Origin of the sequence: Dickeya ananatis, assembly GCF_019464615.1 — a bacterium.
In the GTDB taxonomy this organism is placed as follows: domain Bacteria; phylum Pseudomonadota; class Gammaproteobacteria; order Enterobacterales; family Enterobacteriaceae; genus Dickeya; species Dickeya oryzae.
Window position 1 is genome coordinate 3,813,791 of the sequence record NZ_CP040816.1, and the last position, 17,533, is coordinate 3,831,323.

The following is a 17,533-nucleotide window of genomic DNA, read 5'->3' on the forward strand; positions in this document are numbered from 1 at the left end:
GTCAGGGCTGAATCACCAGTTGGGCGGTAGAACCTCGATCCGCCATTTCCAGTGTGTGGCTGTAATACAGGAACGGAAATTGTGGCGTGGAGAACTGGCCGAAATACACCAGCAGTTCCACATTATTTTCCACCCAGACCGTGTCTTTCCAGCCGCTGTCCTCCGGCGGTGTCAGGCCACCGTTCACGCTGCGCACCAGAAATGCCGCCCCTTGAATATGGAAAGGCTGCGCTTGATCTGCATGCACTATCCAGCGTTCATAACGCCCGACCTGCGTTTGCACATCCACACGGTTGATATCCCACATGGCACCATTGATACCGGGCAGGCTGTCACCCAGGCGGAATTCACGCGTCCGGCTGACAGCGCCGTCAATAATATTGTCGCTCAAAAGGCGCATCGGCAGAGTATTGGTCACCAGCGGCAACAAACCGGTGGGTCGCAGGGTTAACACCGCCGATGACACCAAAATCGTCGACGGCTCGAACAGGCCGCGCAACCGCTGCATGAGGGTCGCAGACTCCCCTGCGGTCAGCGTCGCTTCATTGCCCTGCGACATATCAACCAGCACCTCACGGCGTTCGCCGGGTGCCAGTGAAAGCTGATTCAATGCCATCGGCGCAGGCAGGAAACCTTGATCGTTGGCGATAAGATGCAACGGACGACCATCACTCATGCGCATCACATAGCGACGGGCGTTAGAGGCGTTGAGCAGGCGCAAACGCACCCAACCGCGCGACACCTCCACATACGGATTCTGTGCGCCATTCACCAGCAATGTATCCCCGATGAAACCACCACTGCTGGGCGGGCTATACAGCGGCGCACCGAAATTATCCAGCCGTTTATCCTGAATAATCAGCGGGAAGTCATCCACACCATAGTGGTTGGGGATCGGCAGCGATTTACTGAGGCTATCTTCTATCAGCCACATGCCCGCCAGCCCATTATAAACGTGCGGTGCCATACGATTGGGCGTATTAGCATGGTACCAGCAGGTCGCGGCCGCCTGCCGCATCGGCAACACCGGCGACCAGTCCATATTCGGCTGAATCATGCGACCCGCGCCGCCCATCAGCGACCCAGGCACCTGCAAGCCGCTCACGGTCATTGACACCGGCTCACTAAGACGGTTGCTGTAGACCAGCTTCACGTCATCATCACTGAACACCCGCACTGTCGGGCCAAGATAACGGCCATTAAATCCCCAGACCGGGTTTTTACGCTCACCAGAAAACGCCCAGTGCGCCCGCTGCATAGTCAGAAAAACCGGCTGTCCACGACGAGACTCCAGCAGCGGTGGCACAGGCAGCGGATTCTTCCCGCTATCGGCTCTGGCCGTCAACGGCATTGCACCCGCACAGAGCGCAACCCCCGAGGCCTGAAGAAACTGACGCCGACTCAATGACATAACGACTCCGAAAACCGAACCAATCCCTTACTCCCACCGGGTCGTACCACCACCCGTAAGGTCACACAGCGCATCCTGGCGCTGACGTTAGCGTTTTTCCGCCGCTTCGCGTTGTGCAACTTCGGCATCCAACTGGGCGATTTTCTCCGCCATCAGGTCATGGCAATAAGTAGCCAGTTCACGCACCTGATCCTTGCCATAACCGCTGCAGTCGATCGGCGGCAACACTTCAACAATCACATGACCATTGTTCCAGCGGTTCAGCTTCACTTTATTATGCGTGCTGGAGACGCAGATCGGGACTACCGGCACCCCGGCGGCAATCGCGGCATGGAACGCACCGGTTTTGAACGGCAACAGACCGCGCCCGCGGCTGCGCGTCCCTTCCGGGAACATCCACACCGAAATGTTGCGCTTTTTAATGTGATCCACCACCTGTGAGATGGTGCTATGGGCCTTCGCTTTATTATCCCGATCAATCAACAGATTCCCCGCCAGCCAGTACAGCGGGCCGAAAAACGGGATCCACACCAGACTCTTCTTGCCGACCGTGACAGTACCCGGCATTACCACTTTAGCCGCCGTCACCATATCGTAGTTGTTCTGATGGTTGGCGATATAGATACAGCTGCCCTCAAAATGGGACGCCTGGGGATAGCGAATATCCACCTTAAGACCAAACACCACCGATAAACGGCCAAACAGACGACCGAACCGGGCAACATGGCGAGGGTCTTTCGGGCTAAACAGGCAGTACACGAAGCCAACCAGAGACACCACGACAGAAAAGATGATCACCACCAAAAAGCGGAGAATGAATAACATAGCAACCTCATTAGCCAACAGCCGCCGCTAGTATAGCGGCTTCGCGTTAAAACACACGGCGAACCTTGCCGCAGCAAACCGTACAGCCCCATCCAAAAGCAGCCATCGGACGTACAGGAAAAAATGACGAAAGAAAATCGTGTCGGGGATGACGCTTATCCGCCCCATCCCCGGCAAGGCAGGGACCGTGTTGGCGACCCGCCGCACACAACGGCGGGCCGTCTGCCTTCACTGAAGGCACTATTCTTCACTACTACTCTTCGCTGCTACCGACGTTTGCGATACCAGCAGGCGCATCCACCTCGATGCGATCGACCCGTTGCAAACCGCGCGGCAACGATGTGCCTTTACAGCCACGGCTGGCCTGATACTTCTGCAGTTCTTCCGGACGCAAGGAATACTTGCGCTTACCGGCGTATAGCGTGACGGAAGATTGCGGCGCAATCGCCATCAGCCACAGTATCCGATCGTCGCCGCTAGCCAGTTGCGCCGCCGGAATCGAGACTATCTTATTGCCCTTGCCTTTCGATAAGGCAGGCAGGTCAGCAACCGGGAACAACAACATGCGCCCGGCGGCGGTGATCGTGAGTAACAGGTCATCGTCACGCTGCAACTCCAGCGGTGGCAACACACGCGCGTTATCCGGCAGGGTCAGCACCGCTTTCCCCACCCGGTTACGGGCAACCAGATCGGCAAAGGTACAGATAAAGCCGTAACCAGCGTCAGAGGCTAGCAGCAGCCGCTGGTTATCTGATGCCATCAACACCTGTTCGATGGAAGCCCCTGGCGGCAAGGTCAATTTACCGGTCAACGGTTCACCTTGCCCACGTGCCGACGGCAACGTGAGTGGATCGAGCGCATAGCTGCGTCCGGTCGAATCCATGAACACCACCGGCTGGTTGCTCTTGCCACGGGCAGCGGCGCGATAGGCATCACCCGCCTTGTAACTCAGGCCAGACGGGTCGATATCGTGCCCCTTGGCACTGCGTACCCAGCCCATTTCCGACAGCACGATGGTCACAGGTTCAGACGGCGACAGGTCATGCTCGCTCATGGCTTTAGCTTCACCGCGTTCATGCAGCGGCGAACGGCGATCATCGCCATAGGCTTTGGCGTCTTCCTGAATCTCTTTCTTCAGCAGGGTGTTCATCTTGCGCTCTGAGGCCAGCAACGCCTGAATCTGATCGCGCTCTTTGGCCAGATCGTCCTGCTCACCACGGATCTTCATCTCTTCCAGTTTGGCCAGATGACGCAGTTTCAGTTCCAGAATGGCTTCAGCCTGGGTATCACTCAGGCCGAACTTCGCCATCAGAACCGGCTTCGGTTCATCTTCGTTGCGGATGATATGGATGACTTCATCGATATTCAGGAACGCAATCAGCAAGCCTTCCAGGATATGCAGGCGCTTGAGAACCTTATCCAGCCGGAAGTTCAACCGACGACGCACCGTGTCGCGGCGAAACGCCAGCCATTCGGTCAGGATTTCTCGCAGTCCTTTTACCGCGGGGCGACCATCCAGACCGATCATATTCATGTTGATGCGGTAGCTCTTTTCCAGATCGGTGGTGGCGAACAAATGGTTCATCACCTGATCCAGATCGATACGGTTGGAACGCGGCACCAGCACCAGCCGGGTCGGGTTCTCATGGTCGGACTCATCACGCAGATCGTCGATCATCGGTAACTTTTTGGCCCGCATCTGGCTGGCTATCTGCTCCAGCACGCGCGCCCCCGAGACCTGATGCGGCAATGCGGTGATCACCACGCTGCCATCTTCTTTCTTCCACACCGCACGCATGCGCACCGAGCCACGACCGCTTTCGTACATTTTGCGGATCTCATCACGCGGGGTGATGATTTCTGCTTCGGTCGGGAAATCCGGCCCCTGCACATGACGCAGCAGCGCCTCCAGCGGCGTGTCCGGCTCATCGATCAACGCCATTGCCGCGGCGGCCACTTCACGCACGTTATGCGGCGGAATATCCGTCGCCATACCGACCGCGATACCGGTGGTGCCGTTAAGCAGGATGTTAGGCAGGCGGGCAGGCAGCATCTTCGGCTCCTGCAATGTGCCGTCAAAGTTCGGCACATAATCCACCGTGCCCTGCCCCAGTTCGCCCAGCAGCACCTCAGCATACTTCGACAAACGGGACTCGGTATAACGCATGGCGGCGAACGATTTGGGATCATCCGGCGCCCCCCAGTTCCCCTGGCCGTCCACCAACGGGTAGCGGTAGGAGAAAGGCTGCGCCATCAGCACCATCGCCTCGTAGCAGGCGCTGTCACCGTGCGGATGATATTTACCCAGCACGTCACCCACCGTACGGGCGGATTTTTTGAATTTGGCACTGGCGCTCAGCCCCAGTTCGGACATCGCATACACGATACGACGCTGAACCGGCTTGAGGCCGTCGCCAATAAAGGGAAGCGCCCGGTCCATGATGACGTACATGGAATAATTGAGGTAGGCGTTCTCAGTAAATGTGTGCAGCGCAAGACGCTCTGCGCCGTCATGAGTCATGTCACTCATTGATAATCCTTAAACCGTGGCGTATCGCCATGTTCAAAAAACTCGCTTATTGTTGCGCGATGAACCACAACGTGGCAAACCGACCGGACAACACTGACCGGATAGTAACGCAAGTTGTGTCTCTCTTCACGGCATCCTGTTAGCGCAATGCGTTGTTCGATCCCAAACCCGCAATTATTGACTATTTAGCAACAGTGTTGTGCGTCACAGCACGTTTTTCCCCATCACACTATCAGCTAGACTGACGTTCAACGCCTGTTTATACCATTTGAGGTCATCAGCCATGCAAAACGTACTCATCATCAATGCTGGAAAAGCCTTCGGCCATTCCAAAGGGGAACTCAACCGTACCCTGACGGATGTCGCCGCCACGTTCCTGCGTGACAAAGGCCGCCAGGTCCGCGTCACCACCGTCGATGACGGCTACGACATCGAACAGGAAGTGCAGAATATCCTGTGGGCCGACGCCATCATCTACCAAATGCCTGGCTGGTGGATGGGTGCCCCCTGGACCCTGAAAAAATACATCGACGAAGTCTTCACCGCCGGACACGGTTCTCTGTATGCCAGCGATGGCCGCACCCGCACGGACGCCAGCAAGAAATACGGTTCTGGCGGCTTATTACAGGGCAAACACTACCTGCTGTCGCTGACCTGGAACGCCCCACTGGAGGCCTTCATCGACCCGGATCAGTTCTTCCATGGTGTCGGTGTAGACGGCGTCTACCTGCCGTTTCACAAGGCCAACCAGTTCATCGGTCTGTCGCCGCTGCCAACTTTCATCTGCAACGATGTCATCAAACAACCGGACGTAGAGCAGGACATTGCCCGCTACCGCGCCCACCTTGATCAAGCTTTTGCCTGATTCACAGTTTGCTACCCTCGGTGCGGCATTCACTTCACCACTACAGTGGATGCTGCGCCACTTTCTCGCTAAGAAAATCCAGAAAACAGACAATCCGGCTGGCCAGTTCCGTATTGCGGTAGTACACCGCGTTCACCGGCAAACGCCTGTCTAACGTCTCTTCCTCTAATACCTGCACCAGTCGACCTGCCGCCACATCATCCCGAGTCATAAAATCCGACAGCCGGACAATACCTTCCCCACACAACGCCAGTTGGCGCAGCATTTCACCGTTAGACGCGGCGATCGCCGGCGAAATGGAATAATCATCGCCAAATGCGTTGCGTAACGGCCAGAGATTTAACGACTCGGACTGAGTAAACCCCAGCAAGGTGTGGCCCGCCAGCGCATCCACACTCAGTGGCGTGCCGTGACGGTTCAGGTAGGCAGGGCTTGCCAGAAGCCGCAATCGGGTGGCGCCCAGCGGCCGTGCATGGATGCTGGAGTCACGCAATTCACCGATACGAATCGCGATATCGGTTTGCTGTTCCAGCAAATCGATAATCAGATCATCGCTATTTAATTCCAGCAAAATACAGGGATAACGGCGGCGAAACTCAGGGATTATCGGCACGATCACATGCTGCATAAACGAGGCAGCGGCATTAATGCGTAACCGCCCACAAGGTTTACTGCGGCGCAACGCCATTTGCTCTTCCGCCAGCTCGACCGCATACAACGCGTCCCGCGCATGTTGCAAAAAGATCTGCCCCTCTTCCGACAACGCCAGCCGACGGGTAGTACGGTGCATCAGCGTCATGCCGAGCTTGCTTTCCAGACGACTCAGCGCCCGGCTGATCCCCGAGGTGGTTTGCCCCAGTTGTCCAGCCGCAGCGGTGACAGACCCACAGTCCACCACCACCACGAATGCCTGCATCTCTTCCAGCGTGACTTTCATCGTACCCGGGCGTCAGACGTCAAGTTCGGCCTTGTCGCCCTTCTCCTGCAACCAGTTGCGGCGATCTTCGGAACGTTTTTTCGCCAGAAGCATATCCATGGTCGCCATGGTCTGCTCAATGTCTTGCTCACTCACCGTAAGCTGTACCAGACGCCGGGTATTCGGATCCAACGTGGTTTCACGCAGTTGCATCGGGTTCATTTCACCTAGCCCTTTGAAACGCTGCACGTTGGGTTTGCCTTTCTTACGTTTGAGCTGTTCGAGGATACCGGCCTTCTCTTCTTCATCCAGCGCGTAGTACACCTCTTTTCCGAGGTCGATGCGGTATAGCGGCGGCATGGCGACATACACATGACCACCCTGCACCAGTGCGCGGAAATGGCGTACAAACAGCGCACACAACAGCGTGGCAATGTGCAACCCGTCGGAATCCGCATCCGCCAGAATACAGATCTTGCCGTAACGCAACTGGCTCAGGTCGTCACTGTCAGGATCGATGCCGATCGCCACCGAAATATCGTGGACTTCCTGCGATGCCAGCACTTCGTCCGACGAGACTTCCCAGGTGTTGAGGATCTTACCCTTGAGCGGCATGATCGCCTGATATTCACGATCGCGCGCCTGTTTGGCAGAGCCGCCTGCTGAATCCCCCTCCACCAGAAACAGTTCGGTTTTGCTCAAATCTTGCGAGGTACAGTCCGCCAGCTTACCGGGCAGCGCCGGACCACTGGTCAGTTTCTTGCGCACCACTTTCTTGGCCGCACGCATACGACGCTGGGCGCTGGAGATAGCCATCTCCGCCAGTTGCTCCGCCGCCTGTACGTTCTGATTCAGCCACAGGCTGAAGGCATCTTTGACCACACCGGAAACGAATGCCGCCGACTGACGTGACGACAGCCGCTCTTTCGTCTGACCAGCGAATTGGGGGTCCTGCATCTTCAGCGATAACACATAAGCGCAACGCTCCCAGATGTCTTCGGCACTGAGCTTAACGCCACGCGGCAATATATTGCGGAATTCGCAGAATTCGCGCATCGCATCCAGCAGCCCTTGTCGCAAGCCGTTGACGTGAGTACCGCCTTGCATGGTCGGGATCAGGTTAACGTAACTTTCGGTCAGCAGTTCACCGCCTTCCGGCAACCACAGCAGCGCCCACTCCACCGCTTCGGTATCGCCGGGGATTGCGCCAACGAACGGTTTTTCCGGCAGCGTCGGCAGGCCGTTGACCGCTTCGCACAGGTAATCGCTCAGGCCGCCCTGATAACACCAGCGTTGCTCGGTATCGTTCACGCCATCTTTAAAGACAATTTCCACGCCGGGGCACAACACGGCCTTGGCTTTCAGCAGGTGCGTCAGGGATAATACGGAAAAACGCGGGCTGTCGAAGAACGTCACATCAGGCCAGAAGCGTACCCGGGTACCGGTGTTACGGCGACCACAGGTGCCTGTCACCGTCAAATCTTGTACTTTATCGCCATTTTCAAACGCGATGTCGTAGACCTGGCCGTCGCGGCGTACCGTCACTTCCACCCGGGTGGACAGCGCGTTGACCACGGAAATACCCACGCCATGCAAACCACCGGAAAACTGGTAATTCTTGTTGGAGAATTTCCCCCCGGCATGCAGACGGCAGAGGATCAGCTCGACAGCGGGAACCCCTTCTTCCGGGTGGATATCCACCGGCATCCCACGTCCATCATCAATCACCTCTAGCGACTGATCAGGATGCAGGATCACATCGATACGACGGGCGTGGCCAGCCAACGCTTCGTCGACGCTGTTGTCTATCACCTCTTGTCCCAGATGGTTGGGACGGGTGGTATCGGTGTACATCCCCGGACGGCGGCGCACCGGCTCCAGCCCGCTGAGGACTTCAATCGCATCAGCGTTATAACTTGATTGCGTCATGATTAGAATGCATGTTGTCGTTGTTTGAAAGTCAGAGTTTGAAAGTCAGACGGTATCCCGCGATTATACGTGGCGCAGGTATCACGCCAAGCGTTGATTATCAGGGTGAAACTCCCCGTCAACACGGGTTTGACCAACCTGACAAACGGGATAGGGGTGATGAGGGGCGCCGTCCGTTCATCGCGGCGACGCCAGGATGAGTCAGTCCACCGTTAATCCAAGAAAGTCGATCATCGGCGCAAAATAGTGCTCAAACCCTACAAACGCATGATTACCGCCGGACTCTACCGTCTGACGACAGGCCGTGTAGTAAGCGACGGCCTGACGGTAATCCAGCACCTCATCCCCAGTCTGCAGCAGGCACCACAGTAAATCCGGAGACTCCAGCGGTTCGACCTGCATCACCTTGAGATCGTAAATGTGCCGTGACTCTAACACATATTGCTCGCCGGTGTAGGGGTTCTGCTGTTCACCCAGGAAATCGAGCAGCAATTCGTAAGGCCGTACCGCAGGGTTGACCACCACCGCAGGCAGGCGAAAACACTGTGACAGCCAGGTCGCGTAATAGCCACCCAGCGATGAACCGACCAGACCGAGCGGCCGTCCGGCTCGCTCCATGACCAGTTGTTCCATCATTTCCGCCGCTTGTGCCGGGTAAGGCGGCAATTGTGGCACCAGCATATCAATCTGGGGATGGTGCTGCGCCAGCCACTGCTGCAATGCCGTGGCTTTCGCCGACAACGGCGAACTATTAAAACCGTGAAGATAAAGCAGGGTGGGCATCAGTAACCGTCCGAATCCATATCTGGCAGGAATTCATTTCCTTCAAGGCGACAGACCCGGGTTTCCACTTCGCCATCCGGCAACAGTTCCAGATAGCGCCAGCCGGGCGCGACATTATCAATGGTAAAGTTAGTGCAATGCGGCTTGAATTGCACACAGGTCGACGGCGTCGCCAGCAGGCGGCGGCCATTCCAGTCCAGATCCATTTCCTGATGAATATGGCCGCACAGCACGGTACGCACACGCGGGAAACGGGACAACAACGCATCCAGACTGTGGGCATTACGCAGGCTGTGTTGGTCCAGCCAGGTACAACCCGACGATAAAGGATGATGATGCAGCATCAGTAATGTATGGCGATCCGGCTGGCTTCGCAGGTTGCGATCCAGCCACTCCAGTTGGTATTCACTCAATTCGCCATGCGGTACGCCGAATACCTGACTATCCAGCAAAATAACCTGCCAGTGCTCACCCAGTAGCACATGTTTGGACGGTGCAATCCCCGAACGGGCCAGCACATCCACCATCGCGGGCTGAAAGTCATGGTTGCCGGGTAACCAGACGCAAGGTGCGCCAAGACGACGAATACCCGTCGCAAAATGCGTGTACGCGTCCTGCGTATGGTCCTGCGCCAAATCTCCGGTAGCGGTAATCAGATCGACATTCATTTGCTGAGCTGCGATAGCATTCAGCACCGCCTGATAGCTGCGGTAAGTATTTACGCCGAGCAGGGTCCCCTGCTCGTCGGCAAAAAGGTGGGTATCTGTTATTTGTAAAATCCTGACTCTGGCCCCACTCGCCACAGGAAGTGTCAACAGGCTTTCCAAATAGTGTCCTTGGGTCTTTGCAATCTGCCTAACAAATCGATCCACACCCTTAAATAGACCGGGTTGCAGCAAGGCGGCTCACGCCCCGCAATCTAAGGGTGGATATGTCTAACACACAGGAACTGACATTGAACCACACGCCAGGCAATATCTTAGCCAGTCGGCAAGAAACTGATTAATCTGATGCTTTTCGTCACGTTGATGTAACTTCTTGTTCGGATAATCATAACGTGCCTTAAAGCGGAAGATCTGCTGACTGGAACACACTTCCGCAACCATCGCATCGTAGTAGAGCCGTACCGACAGCGTCGGCAGGCTCCAGTAACTGACCGACGGGGCTATCTGCTGGATCTCCACCAGCGCCGTATACCGCGTAGACTCCAGAATAGTTAAACGGTAACTGGCGTTATGGACCTGATACACCACCGCAGCGCCGACTTCTTCATTGCGAGGCAGCAGACGGCGTAGCTGCGCGAAGTTCATTTCGCTAAGCCGCATCATTTCCGGGAAATCCGGGGTATAGCGCTTCATTGTCCGTCCACCCAGGCTTTTTTTAACGTCTCATGGTGCAATGCCAACCATTGCAAGGCAATGACAGAAGCGGCGTTATCAATAATCCCTTGTTCCACCCACTGGTAGCTCTGCTCGCGGCTAACGACGTGCACGCGGATATCTTCGTTCTCTTCTGCTAAGCCGTGAATACCGCTGGCAGCGCTGGCATCCACCTCGCCAACCCAAATCGCCAGACGTTCACTGGTGCCGCCAGGGCTTGCCAGATAACTGAGCGCCGGAAGACAGCGCTTCACGACCAGCCCGGCTTCTTCCTTCGCTTCCCGGCGCGCCACCTCCTCCTGACTTTCACCAGGTTCGATCATGCCGGCCACCAGCTCGAACAGCCACGGTGACGGGCTGGTGTCATAAGCGGCAATGCGAATTTGTTCTATCAACACCACTTCGTCGCGCACCGGGTCATAAGGCAGCAACACAACGGCATGGCCGCGCTCCAGAATTTCCCGGCTGACTTCATCGCTCATACCGCCGTTAAACAGGCGATGGCGGAAGCGGTAGCGCTGCAGTGAAAAAAAACCCTTGTAGAGCGTTTCACGTGCAATAATTTCTACATCATCTTTGGCAAAAGTACCGGGATGTGTATCTGAGGACGCCATAAACTCAACTCCTGTGGACAACACGGCGGGTCAGCCATTTTTGTGTGGCGAAAACGTGGACAGGCGCTCACCGTTTTGTGCAATATTCATCGTGCAATCGTGCCAACCCGATACGGATAATCAGGTGCGGAAAGTCTACCAGCAAGAATGGGGCGTTCCAGGTCTTGGCGCAATGTCTTTGCGCCCCCTGAAACGGCAATCCTGCCGGGGCAGTCTATGACACGCTGCCGGGCATTGTGCCCAAACCCAAACTGCTAAGTAAAATAGGCTTTTGGGATAACCGCAAGGAAAAGATGGCACATTCAGCCACCTAATTCGATTAGCCGATTCTGATAGAATCGGCAGGTATATCGTCTCAAGATGGCGCAACCAAAAAACTTTGCTGCACAACAAGGAATGCAAATGAAGAAACAGCTACCACTTCTCATCAGTCTGGGTCTGGTTGGCTTTAGTGCCGCAAGCCAGGCCGAAGACCTGTTACAGGTTTATCAGCAGGCTAAAACAACCAATCCGGATTTACGCAGCGCTGCCGCCAACCGAGACGCGGCTTTCGAGAAAATTAATGAAGCTCGTTCGTCCTTGCTGCCCCAGTTGGGTTTAGGTGCGGACTACACCTACAGCAGCGGATATCGCGACCGCAGAGACATCAATAGCAATGTGACCAGCGGGTCGCTGCAGTTAACCCAGTCCATCTTCAATATGTCGCTGTGGCGTGCACTGACCCTGCAGGAAAAACAAGCCGGAATTCAGGATGTGAGCTACCAGACGTCCCAGCAAACCTTGCTGCTCAATACCGCGACCGCCTACTTCAACGTATTGCGCGCCATTGATTCCCTGTCTTACGTTAGCGCCCAGAAACAGGCTATCTACCGCGAACTGGACCAGACCACGCAGCGTTTCAATGTCGGCCTGGTTGCCATCACCGACGTACAAAACGCCCGCGCTCAATACGACAGCGTACTGGCGAGCGAAGTGACCGCACGCAACAATCTGGATAACGCGATGGAAACCCTGCGTCAGGTGACCGGGCAGTTCTATCCGCAGCTCGCCGGGCTGAATATCGATCGTTTCGCCCCGCAACAGCCTGGTGCCGTCAATGGCCTGCTGAAAGAAGCGGAAAACCGCAACCTCAGCTTGTTGTCTGCCCGCTTGAGCCAGGACCTGGCCCGCGAGCAGATCCGCTCTGCGGAAAGCGGCCACCTGCCTACGCTTAGCCTGACCGCCTCCACCGGCGTCACCAATACCAACTATTCCGGTTCTCATGCGGTTGGAAGTAACTTCACCGACACCTATGTGGGACAGAATCAGGTTGGCCTGAGCTTCTCGTTGCCGATTTACAGCGGCGGCGGCACCTCATCCAAAGTAAAACAGGCGCAATACAGTTTTGTGGCGTCCAGTGAGAGCATGGAAAGCGCACACCGTTCGGTCATCCAGACGCTGCGTTCCGCCTATAACAATATTTCCGCTTCGATCAGTAGCGTCAACGCCTACAAACAGGCGGTGGTATCAGCGCAAAGCTCGTTGGATGCCATGGAAGCCGGTTATCAGGTGGGTACCCGTACCATCGTTGATGTGTTGAGCGCCACCAGTACCCTGTACAGCGCTAAACAGCAGTTGTCCGGTGCACGTTATGATTACCTGGTCAATCAGCTGAACCTCAAGCAAGCGCTCGGTACGTTAAATGAAGACGACCTGCGCACACTGAACGCGATGTTGGGCAAACCGGTCTCCACCTCAGCGAACGTCAGCGAAGACATTCCGCCTGCAGTTTCCACACCGGTCGCCGCTAAAACCACCACCAAAGCCAGACCGTAATCACATCACCAGGGGAACCAGAACGGTTCCCCTTGTTTTTATCACTTGTTTTATATCGTTTATTTTATATCGATTGTTTTATATCGTTCGCTTTACCTCTTTCAGGCGCACACGCCGGTTGCTTACCCGCCGTCGATGCTTTACAAGCCATTCCCCCTTCTCCTATGCTTAAGCGCGCCTTATACCTACATACTTATTATTAACATGATGGGCATGATGCCCTGTTTCCCTGGGATTAACCGATGAAAAGAACGTCAGACATTAACCACGCACGTTTTCGTAAACGCTGGGGTTACCGTATTGCTCCAATCGCACTGGCTGTCAGCGCCACGTTTATTCTCTCTGGTTGTGAGAAAGCTGACGAAACCGTTTCGCTCTACCAGAACGCGGATGATTGCTCACGCGCTAATCCGGCCATGAAGGACCAGTGCACGACCACCTATAACAATGCGTTGAAAGAGGCGGAAAGAACCGCGCCCAAATTCGCGACCCGTGAAGAATGCGTGGCAGCGTTCGGCGAAAGCCAGTGCACCCAGTCAAGTGCAGGGGCAACGACTGCCAGCGCAACGCCACAGCAAAGCGGCAGTTTCTGGATGCCGCTCATGGCGGGATTCATGATGGGTAAGCTGATGGGCGGCAATAATTTTGCCCAACAGCCGGTGTTCCGCCCGAATACTCCCAATAGCCCGGCCAACGGCAGCTATGTGGATGCCAGCGGTAAGAGTTACGGTTCCACCACCGGACGCACCATCACCGTTCCGAAAGACGCCATGACGCCCAAACCGACGTCCAGCATTACCACCACCCGTGGCGGCTTTGGCGATACCGTGAACCGACTCAACAACGCACCGGCGGCTAACATGACGGACAACCGGGATAAATCCAGTAGCACTGCTGGCTATGCTACAGGCACCGGTACACGCTCAAGTGGCAGCAGTGAAACCCCGATTCGCCGCTCCTTCGGGGGATAAGGTCGCCAGCCATGAAACGTATTGCGATTAACGAACGCCCGAACTGGCGGGAAAAAGCGGCCGAATATGGTTTTCAGTTCCATACCTTGTATGGCGAACCCTACTGGTGTGAAGACGCTTGCTACCAGTTTACGCTGGCGCAAATTGAAGAACTGGAAGAGACCACCGCCGAGCTAAACCAAATGTGTTTGCAGGTCGTCGATAAAGTGGTCAACAGCGAAGCACTGTTGACCAAATTCCGAATTCCCCGCCATACCTGGGACTTCGTGCGCAGTTCATGGCTATCGCGCCAGCCAGCGCTCTATGCGCGTCTCGATCTGGCTTACGACGGCAAAAGCCCCGCCCGGTTACTGGAAAACAATGCGGATACCCCGACGTCATTGTACGAATCCGCATTCTTTCAGTGGATCTGGCTGGAAGATCAGATCCGGGCCGGTCTGCTGCCGTCGCACGCGGATCAGTACAATAGCTTGCAGGAAAGACTGATCGAGCGTTTTGAATACCTGCGAACCCACCACGGTTTCGGTGCAATGTATTTCACCTGCTGCCGGGATACGGAGGAAGATCGGGGAACAGTGCAGTATTTGCAGGATTGTGCACAGGAAGCGGGTATTCCAAATCAATTCCTGTACATCGACGAGATAGGCTTAGGCGATCGTGGGCAATTTACCGATTTGCAGGACAACACCATCGGTAACCTGTTCAAACTCTATCCGTGGGAGTTCATGCTGCGCGAAACCTTCTCCACCAAACTGGCGGACGCGGGGGTACGCTGGCTGGAACCGGGCTGGAAAAGCGTGCTTTCCAACAAGGCGCTGTTGCCGATGTTATGGCACATGTTTCCTAACCATCCTAACCTGCTGCCAGCCTATTTCACCGAAGACAATCCACCGGCCATGAGTGACTACGTGGTCAAGCCGCTGTTTTCGCGCGAAGGTGCCAACATCCAGATTTACCGACAGGGTCAGCAAATCGCCGCCGTGGATGGCCCCTATGGTGAAGAAGGTTCCATCGTGCAGCAATTCCACCCACTACCGCGATTCAATGATAGCTATACGCTTATCGGCAGTTGGCTGGTAGGCGATACCCCTTGCGGTATCGGGCTTCGGGAAGACCGGGAGCTGATCACTCAGGATTTATCCCGCTTCTATCCGCATATCATTCTGGATTAACGCCAGAGCGCAGCTGCACAGCCACAGGTATCGCCATGACACGCGATACCTGTTTTCGACCGGTGACTCACCCTACCTGCACCGACATCATGCTGAGCGACCCCATCACAATGCCATCCGTCGGCGTCGATATCGGCTCCTGACCATTCCAGCTGCCCAGAACATACAGTAATGGCAGAAAATGATCCGGTGTCGGGTTAGACAGCGCGGCGTCATTGTGTTGCATGAAATTCACCAGTGGGTGTTCCGCCGCATCCCCCTGCCAGCGCAGGTTGCTGCGAACAAAATCGTTAAACGAGGTTGCCCAGCTATAAGGGGAACCGTCGCCGCTCCACTTAATCATCCGCAGGTTGTGCACCACGTTGCCGCTGGCGACGATCATAATGCCTTCATCACGCAACGCAGCCAGTTTACGGCCCAACTCATAATGGTAAGCAGGTGGCTTAGTACCATCGACGCTGAGCTGTACGACCGGGATATCCGCTTGCGGATACACCTTAATCAGTACCCCCCAAGTGCCGTGGTCCAACCCCCATTCCTGATGATCCGCGTAGACCGCAACCGGCGACAGGACTTCTTGTACCCGTTTAGCCACATCTGGGGCACCAGGTGCAGGGTAGCGAGTATCGAACAATGCCTGTGGGAAGCCACCGAAATCATGAATCGTTCGCGGCTGACTCATCGCCGTTACCGCCGTCACGCGGGTATACCAGTGTGCAGATACCGCGACTATTGCCTTCGGACGTGGCAGGGTTTCACCCAGTTTACGCCAGGCCTGTGTGTGTTCATTGTCTTCCAGCGCATTCATCGGGCTCCCGTGGCCCAGAAACAGTGCCGGCATCCGGGAAATGCTCATAACGATATCCTTAGTAACAGTGTGGGTAGCGAGTACCGATGGTGACTACTTTACCCCTCCTGTTTCGTCGATACAGTCGGATAACCATGATGATGATTGTCAATAAATTTGACGATTTAGCCGTATCACCGGAGAAAGACATAAAAAAACCCCGCCGATTGGCGGGGTTCTGAAAGAGTGAAGTTGACCGATAAGCCGGGTTCTGTCGTGGACAGTCATTCATCTAGGCCAGAGCTCGCGCGCTGGCTCAAGCAGCCTACCCGGGTTCAGTACGGGCCGTACCATGTGAACCCCTATTTGGCCTTGCTCCGGGTGGAGTTTACCGTGCCACGGACTGTTACCAGCCGCGCGGTGCGCTCTTACCGCACCCTTTCACCCTTACCTGATCCCGCTTGCGCGGGCCATCGGCGGTTTGCTCTCTGTTGCACTGGTCGTGGGTTTCCCCCCCAGGCGTTACCTGGCACCCTGCCCTATGGAGCCCGGACTTTCCTCCCCTCCGCCCGTCTCCCCCTAACGGAGGACGACGACGAAGCGGCGACTGTCTGGTCAACTTCGGCGCGGATAATAGGACAAATTGTCCTACTTGTCATCTTCCGATGCACCGTCACCGTTTTCTTGTTCCAGTCCATAACGGTAAAGCGCGTTCTTTTTCACACCGTGAATCTCTGCCGCCAGCGCCGCCGCTTTTTTCAGCGGCAATTCTGCCCGCAACAGTTGCAGAGTGCGCAACACCGCCGCAGGCAACGCGTCGTCGTCAGGCTGATGCCCTTCCACAATCAATACCATCTCACCTTTACGGCGGTTCTCGTCTTCCTGTACCCAAGCCAACAACTCCCCCACCGGCGCGCCGTACAGCGATTCCCAGGTTTTGGTCAGTTCCCGTGCCAGCACCACGTAGCGTTCCGCACCCCACACCTCAACCATATCCTGCAAACTATCCAGCAGCCGGTGGGTTGATTCGTAGAAAATCAGCGTGCGCGTTTCTTCCTGCAAATCACGCAATGTGTCTTTACGCGCTTTAGTTTTTGCTGGCAGGAAACCTTCATAACAAAAGCGGTCCGATGGCAAACCAGCAGCAGACAGCGCAGTGATAGCCGCACACGGCCCCGGCAACGGTACAACGCGAACGCCAGCCTCACGGCATCGCCGAACCAGATGGTAACCGGGGTCGTTAATCAACGGTGTACCCGCATCCGACACCAACGCGATACTCATGCCTTGCTGCAATCTGGCTAGCAATTGTTCTGCCTTTTGCTGCTCATTGTGATCATGGAGTGCGAACAGGCGCGCATTAATTGCGAAATGTTGTAACAATAAACCAGTATGCCGGGTATCTTCTGCTGCAATAAGATCAACCTGTTGCAGTACCGTCAACGCTCGCTGCGTGATATCCGCCAGATTGCCGATAGGCGTGGGAACAATGTACAGCGTGGAGGCGGAAATCTGAGCTTGTTGGTCTTGATTCAT

At 55.8% G+C, this 17,533-nt stretch carries 15 protein-coding genes and 1 other RNA gene; 4 read left to right on the top strand and 12 right to left on the bottom strand.

Annotation, left to right across the window (positions count from 1 at the left end; genetic code table 11):
* Position 1: 1 nt before the first annotated feature.
* The 3 genes from ftsP to parC all read right to left on the bottom strand — a co-directional run bounded on the left by ftsP (position 2) and on the right by parC (position 4,766).
* Entirely contained in the window at positions 2 to 1,411 is a 1,410-nt protein-coding gene (ftsP, locus tag FGI04_RS16950; RefSeq protein WP_407337024.1) for a cell division protein FtsP, read from the bottom strand.
* An 87-nt stretch (positions 1,412 to 1,498) separates the two neighbouring features.
* A complete protein-coding gene (locus FGI04_RS16955) occupies positions 1,499 to 2,236 on the bottom strand; it encodes a 1-acylglycerol-3-phosphate O-acyltransferase (RefSeq protein ID WP_248588546.1) in 738 nt (245 codons plus the stop codon).
* 253 nt (positions 2,237 to 2,489) lie between these two features.
* Positions 2,490 to 4,766, bottom strand: coding sequence for a DNA topoisomerase IV subunit A (gene parC, locus FGI04_RS16960; protein ID WP_407274428.1), 2,277 nt, complete (start codon positions 4,764 to 4,766; stop codon positions 2,490 to 2,492).
* Between the two features lie 283 nt (positions 4,767 to 5,049).
* Here parC and FGI04_RS16965 point away from each other — a divergent pair, with 283 nt between their 5' ends.
* On the top strand, positions 5,050 to 5,631 hold the full coding sequence (locus tag FGI04_RS16965; protein ID WP_407322156.1) for an NAD(P)H-dependent oxidoreductase: 582 nt from the start codon (positions 5,050 to 5,052) through the stop codon (positions 5,629 to 5,631).
* Between the two features lie 40 nt (positions 5,632 to 5,671).
* On the opposite strand, the gene FGI04_RS16970 is transcribed toward FGI04_RS16965, so the two are convergent.
* From FGI04_RS16970 to nudF, 6 genes are all read right to left on the bottom strand, one after another.
* Positions 5,672 to 6,568, bottom strand: a complete 897-nt coding sequence (locus FGI04_RS16970) for a LysR family transcriptional regulator (RefSeq protein ID WP_342698958.1) — start codon at positions 6,566 to 6,568, stop codon at positions 5,672 to 5,674.
* 12 nt (positions 6,569 to 6,580) lie between these two features.
* Positions 6,581 to 8,476, bottom strand: a complete 1,896-nt coding sequence (parE, locus tag FGI04_RS16975) for a DNA topoisomerase IV subunit B (RefSeq protein WP_016943068.1) — start codon at positions 8,474 to 8,476, stop codon at positions 6,581 to 6,583.
* A gap of 201 nt (positions 8,477 to 8,677) precedes the next feature.
* The gene (gene yqiA, locus FGI04_RS16980) at positions 8,678 to 9,259 is read right to left on the bottom strand and encodes an esterase YqiA (RefSeq protein ID WP_407274426.1); all 582 of its coding nucleotides are present in this window, start codon (positions 9,257 to 9,259) and stop codon (positions 8,678 to 8,680) included.
* Positions 9,259 to 10,086 carry a 3',5'-cyclic-AMP phosphodiesterase gene (gene cpdA / locus FGI04_RS16985; protein ID WP_342698960.1) on the bottom strand — a complete coding sequence of 276 codons (828 nt, stop codon included), beginning with the start codon at positions 10,084 to 10,086 and terminating at the stop codon, positions 9,259 to 9,261. Before cpdA ends, yqiA begins: the two co-directional genes overlap by 1 nt.
* A 108-nt stretch (positions 10,087 to 10,194) precedes the next feature.
* A complete protein-coding gene (locus tag FGI04_RS16990; RefSeq protein ID WP_016943071.1) occupies positions 10,195 to 10,617 on the bottom strand; it encodes a DUF1249 family protein in 423 nt (140 codons plus the stop codon).
* Complete coding sequence (nudF, locus tag FGI04_RS16995) at positions 10,614 to 11,252, bottom strand: ADP-ribose diphosphatase (protein ID WP_342698961.1); 639 nt, start codon at positions 11,250 to 11,252, stop codon at positions 10,614 to 10,616. Before nudF ends, FGI04_RS16990 begins: the two co-directional genes overlap by 4 nt.
* Before the next feature lie 402 nt (positions 11,253 to 11,654).
* On the opposite strand from nudF, the gene tolC reads away from it, so the two are divergent.
* The 3 genes from tolC (at position 11,655) to FGI04_RS17010 (ending at position 15,210) form a co-directional block, all read left to right on the top strand.
* The gene (gene tolC, locus FGI04_RS17000; protein WP_407337026.1) at positions 11,655 to 13,067 is read left to right on the top strand and encodes an outer membrane channel protein TolC; all 1,413 of its coding nucleotides are present in this window, start codon (positions 11,655 to 11,657) and stop codon (positions 13,065 to 13,067) included.
* Positions 13,068 to 13,309: 242 nt separating this feature from the next.
* Complete coding sequence (locus FGI04_RS17005; protein WP_407274423.1) at positions 13,310 to 14,038, top strand: DUF1190 family protein; 729 nt, start codon at positions 13,310 to 13,312, stop codon at positions 14,036 to 14,038.
* 11 nt (positions 14,039 to 14,049) lie between these two features.
* A complete protein-coding gene (locus FGI04_RS17010) occupies positions 14,050 to 15,210 on the top strand; it encodes a glutathionylspermidine synthase family protein (protein WP_342698963.1) in 1,161 nt (386 codons plus the stop codon).
* A gap of 67 nt (positions 15,211 to 15,277) precedes the next feature.
* On the opposite strand, the gene ygiD is transcribed toward FGI04_RS17010, so the two are convergent.
* The 3 genes from ygiD to rsmI all read right to left on the bottom strand — a co-directional run bounded on the left by ygiD (position 15,278) and on the right by rsmI (position 17,533).
* A complete protein-coding gene (gene ygiD, locus FGI04_RS17015) occupies positions 15,278 to 16,066 on the bottom strand; it encodes a 4,5-DOPA-extradiol-dioxygenase (protein WP_407322155.1) in 789 nt (262 codons plus the stop codon).
* A gap of 175 nt (positions 16,067 to 16,241) precedes the next feature.
* Positions 16,242 to 16,620: RNase P RNA component class A (gene rnpB, locus FGI04_RS17020), an RNA gene on the bottom strand.
* A 25-nt stretch (positions 16,621 to 16,645) separates the two neighbouring features.
* Positions 16,646 to 17,533, bottom strand: coding sequence for a 16S rRNA (cytidine(1402)-2'-O)-methyltransferase (rsmI, locus tag FGI04_RS17025; RefSeq protein ID WP_038903102.1), 888 nt, complete (start codon positions 17,531 to 17,533; stop codon positions 16,646 to 16,648).

Coding starts and splice junctions, on each gene's coding strand:
- parC (WP_407274428.1), bottom strand. CDS start 4,766: ATGAGTGACATGACTCATGACGGCGCAGAGCGTCTTGCGCTGCACACA.
- FGI04_RS16990 (WP_016943071.1), bottom strand. CDS start 10,617: ATGAAGCGCTATACCCCGGATTTCCCGGAAATGATGCGGCTTAGCGAA.
- FGI04_RS17005 (WP_407274423.1), top strand. CDS start 13,310: ATGAAAAGAACGTCAGACATTAACCACGCACGTTTTCGTAAACGCTGG.
- FGI04_RS16970 (WP_342698958.1), bottom strand. CDS start 6,568: ATGAAAGTCACGCTGGAAGAGATGCAGGCATTCGTGGTGGTGGTGGAC.
- nudF (WP_342698961.1), bottom strand. CDS start 11,252: ATGGCGTCCTCAGATACACATCCCGGTACTTTTGCCAAAGATGATGTA.
- tolC (WP_407337026.1), top strand. CDS start 11,655: ATGAAGAAACAGCTACCACTTCTCATCAGTCTGGGTCTGGTTGGCTTT.
- ftsP (WP_407337024.1), bottom strand. CDS start 1,411: ATGTCATTGAGTCGGCGTCAGTTTCTTCAGGCCTCGGGGGTTGCGCTC.
- yqiA (WP_407274426.1), bottom strand. CDS start 9,259: ATGCCCACCCTGCTTTATCTTCACGGTTTTAATAGTTCGCCGTTGTCG.
- FGI04_RS17010 (WP_342698963.1), top strand. CDS start 14,050: ATGAAACGTATTGCGATTAACGAACGCCCGAACTGGCGGGAAAAAGCG.
- rsmI (WP_038903102.1), bottom strand. CDS start 17,533: ATGAATCAAGACCAACAAGCTCAGATTTCCGCCTCCACGCTGTACATT.
- ygiD (WP_407322155.1), bottom strand. CDS start 16,066: ATGAGCATTTCCCGGATGCCGGCACTGTTTCTGGGCCACGGGAGCCCG.
- parE (WP_016943068.1), bottom strand. CDS start 8,476: ATGACGCAATCAAGTTATAACGCTGATGCGATTGAAGTCCTCAGCGGG.
- FGI04_RS16955 (WP_248588546.1), bottom strand. CDS start 2,236: ATGTTATTCATTCTCCGCTTTTTGGTGGTGATCATCTTTTCTGTCGTG.
- FGI04_RS16965 (WP_407322156.1), top strand. CDS start 5,050: ATGCAAAACGTACTCATCATCAATGCTGGAAAAGCCTTCGGCCATTCC.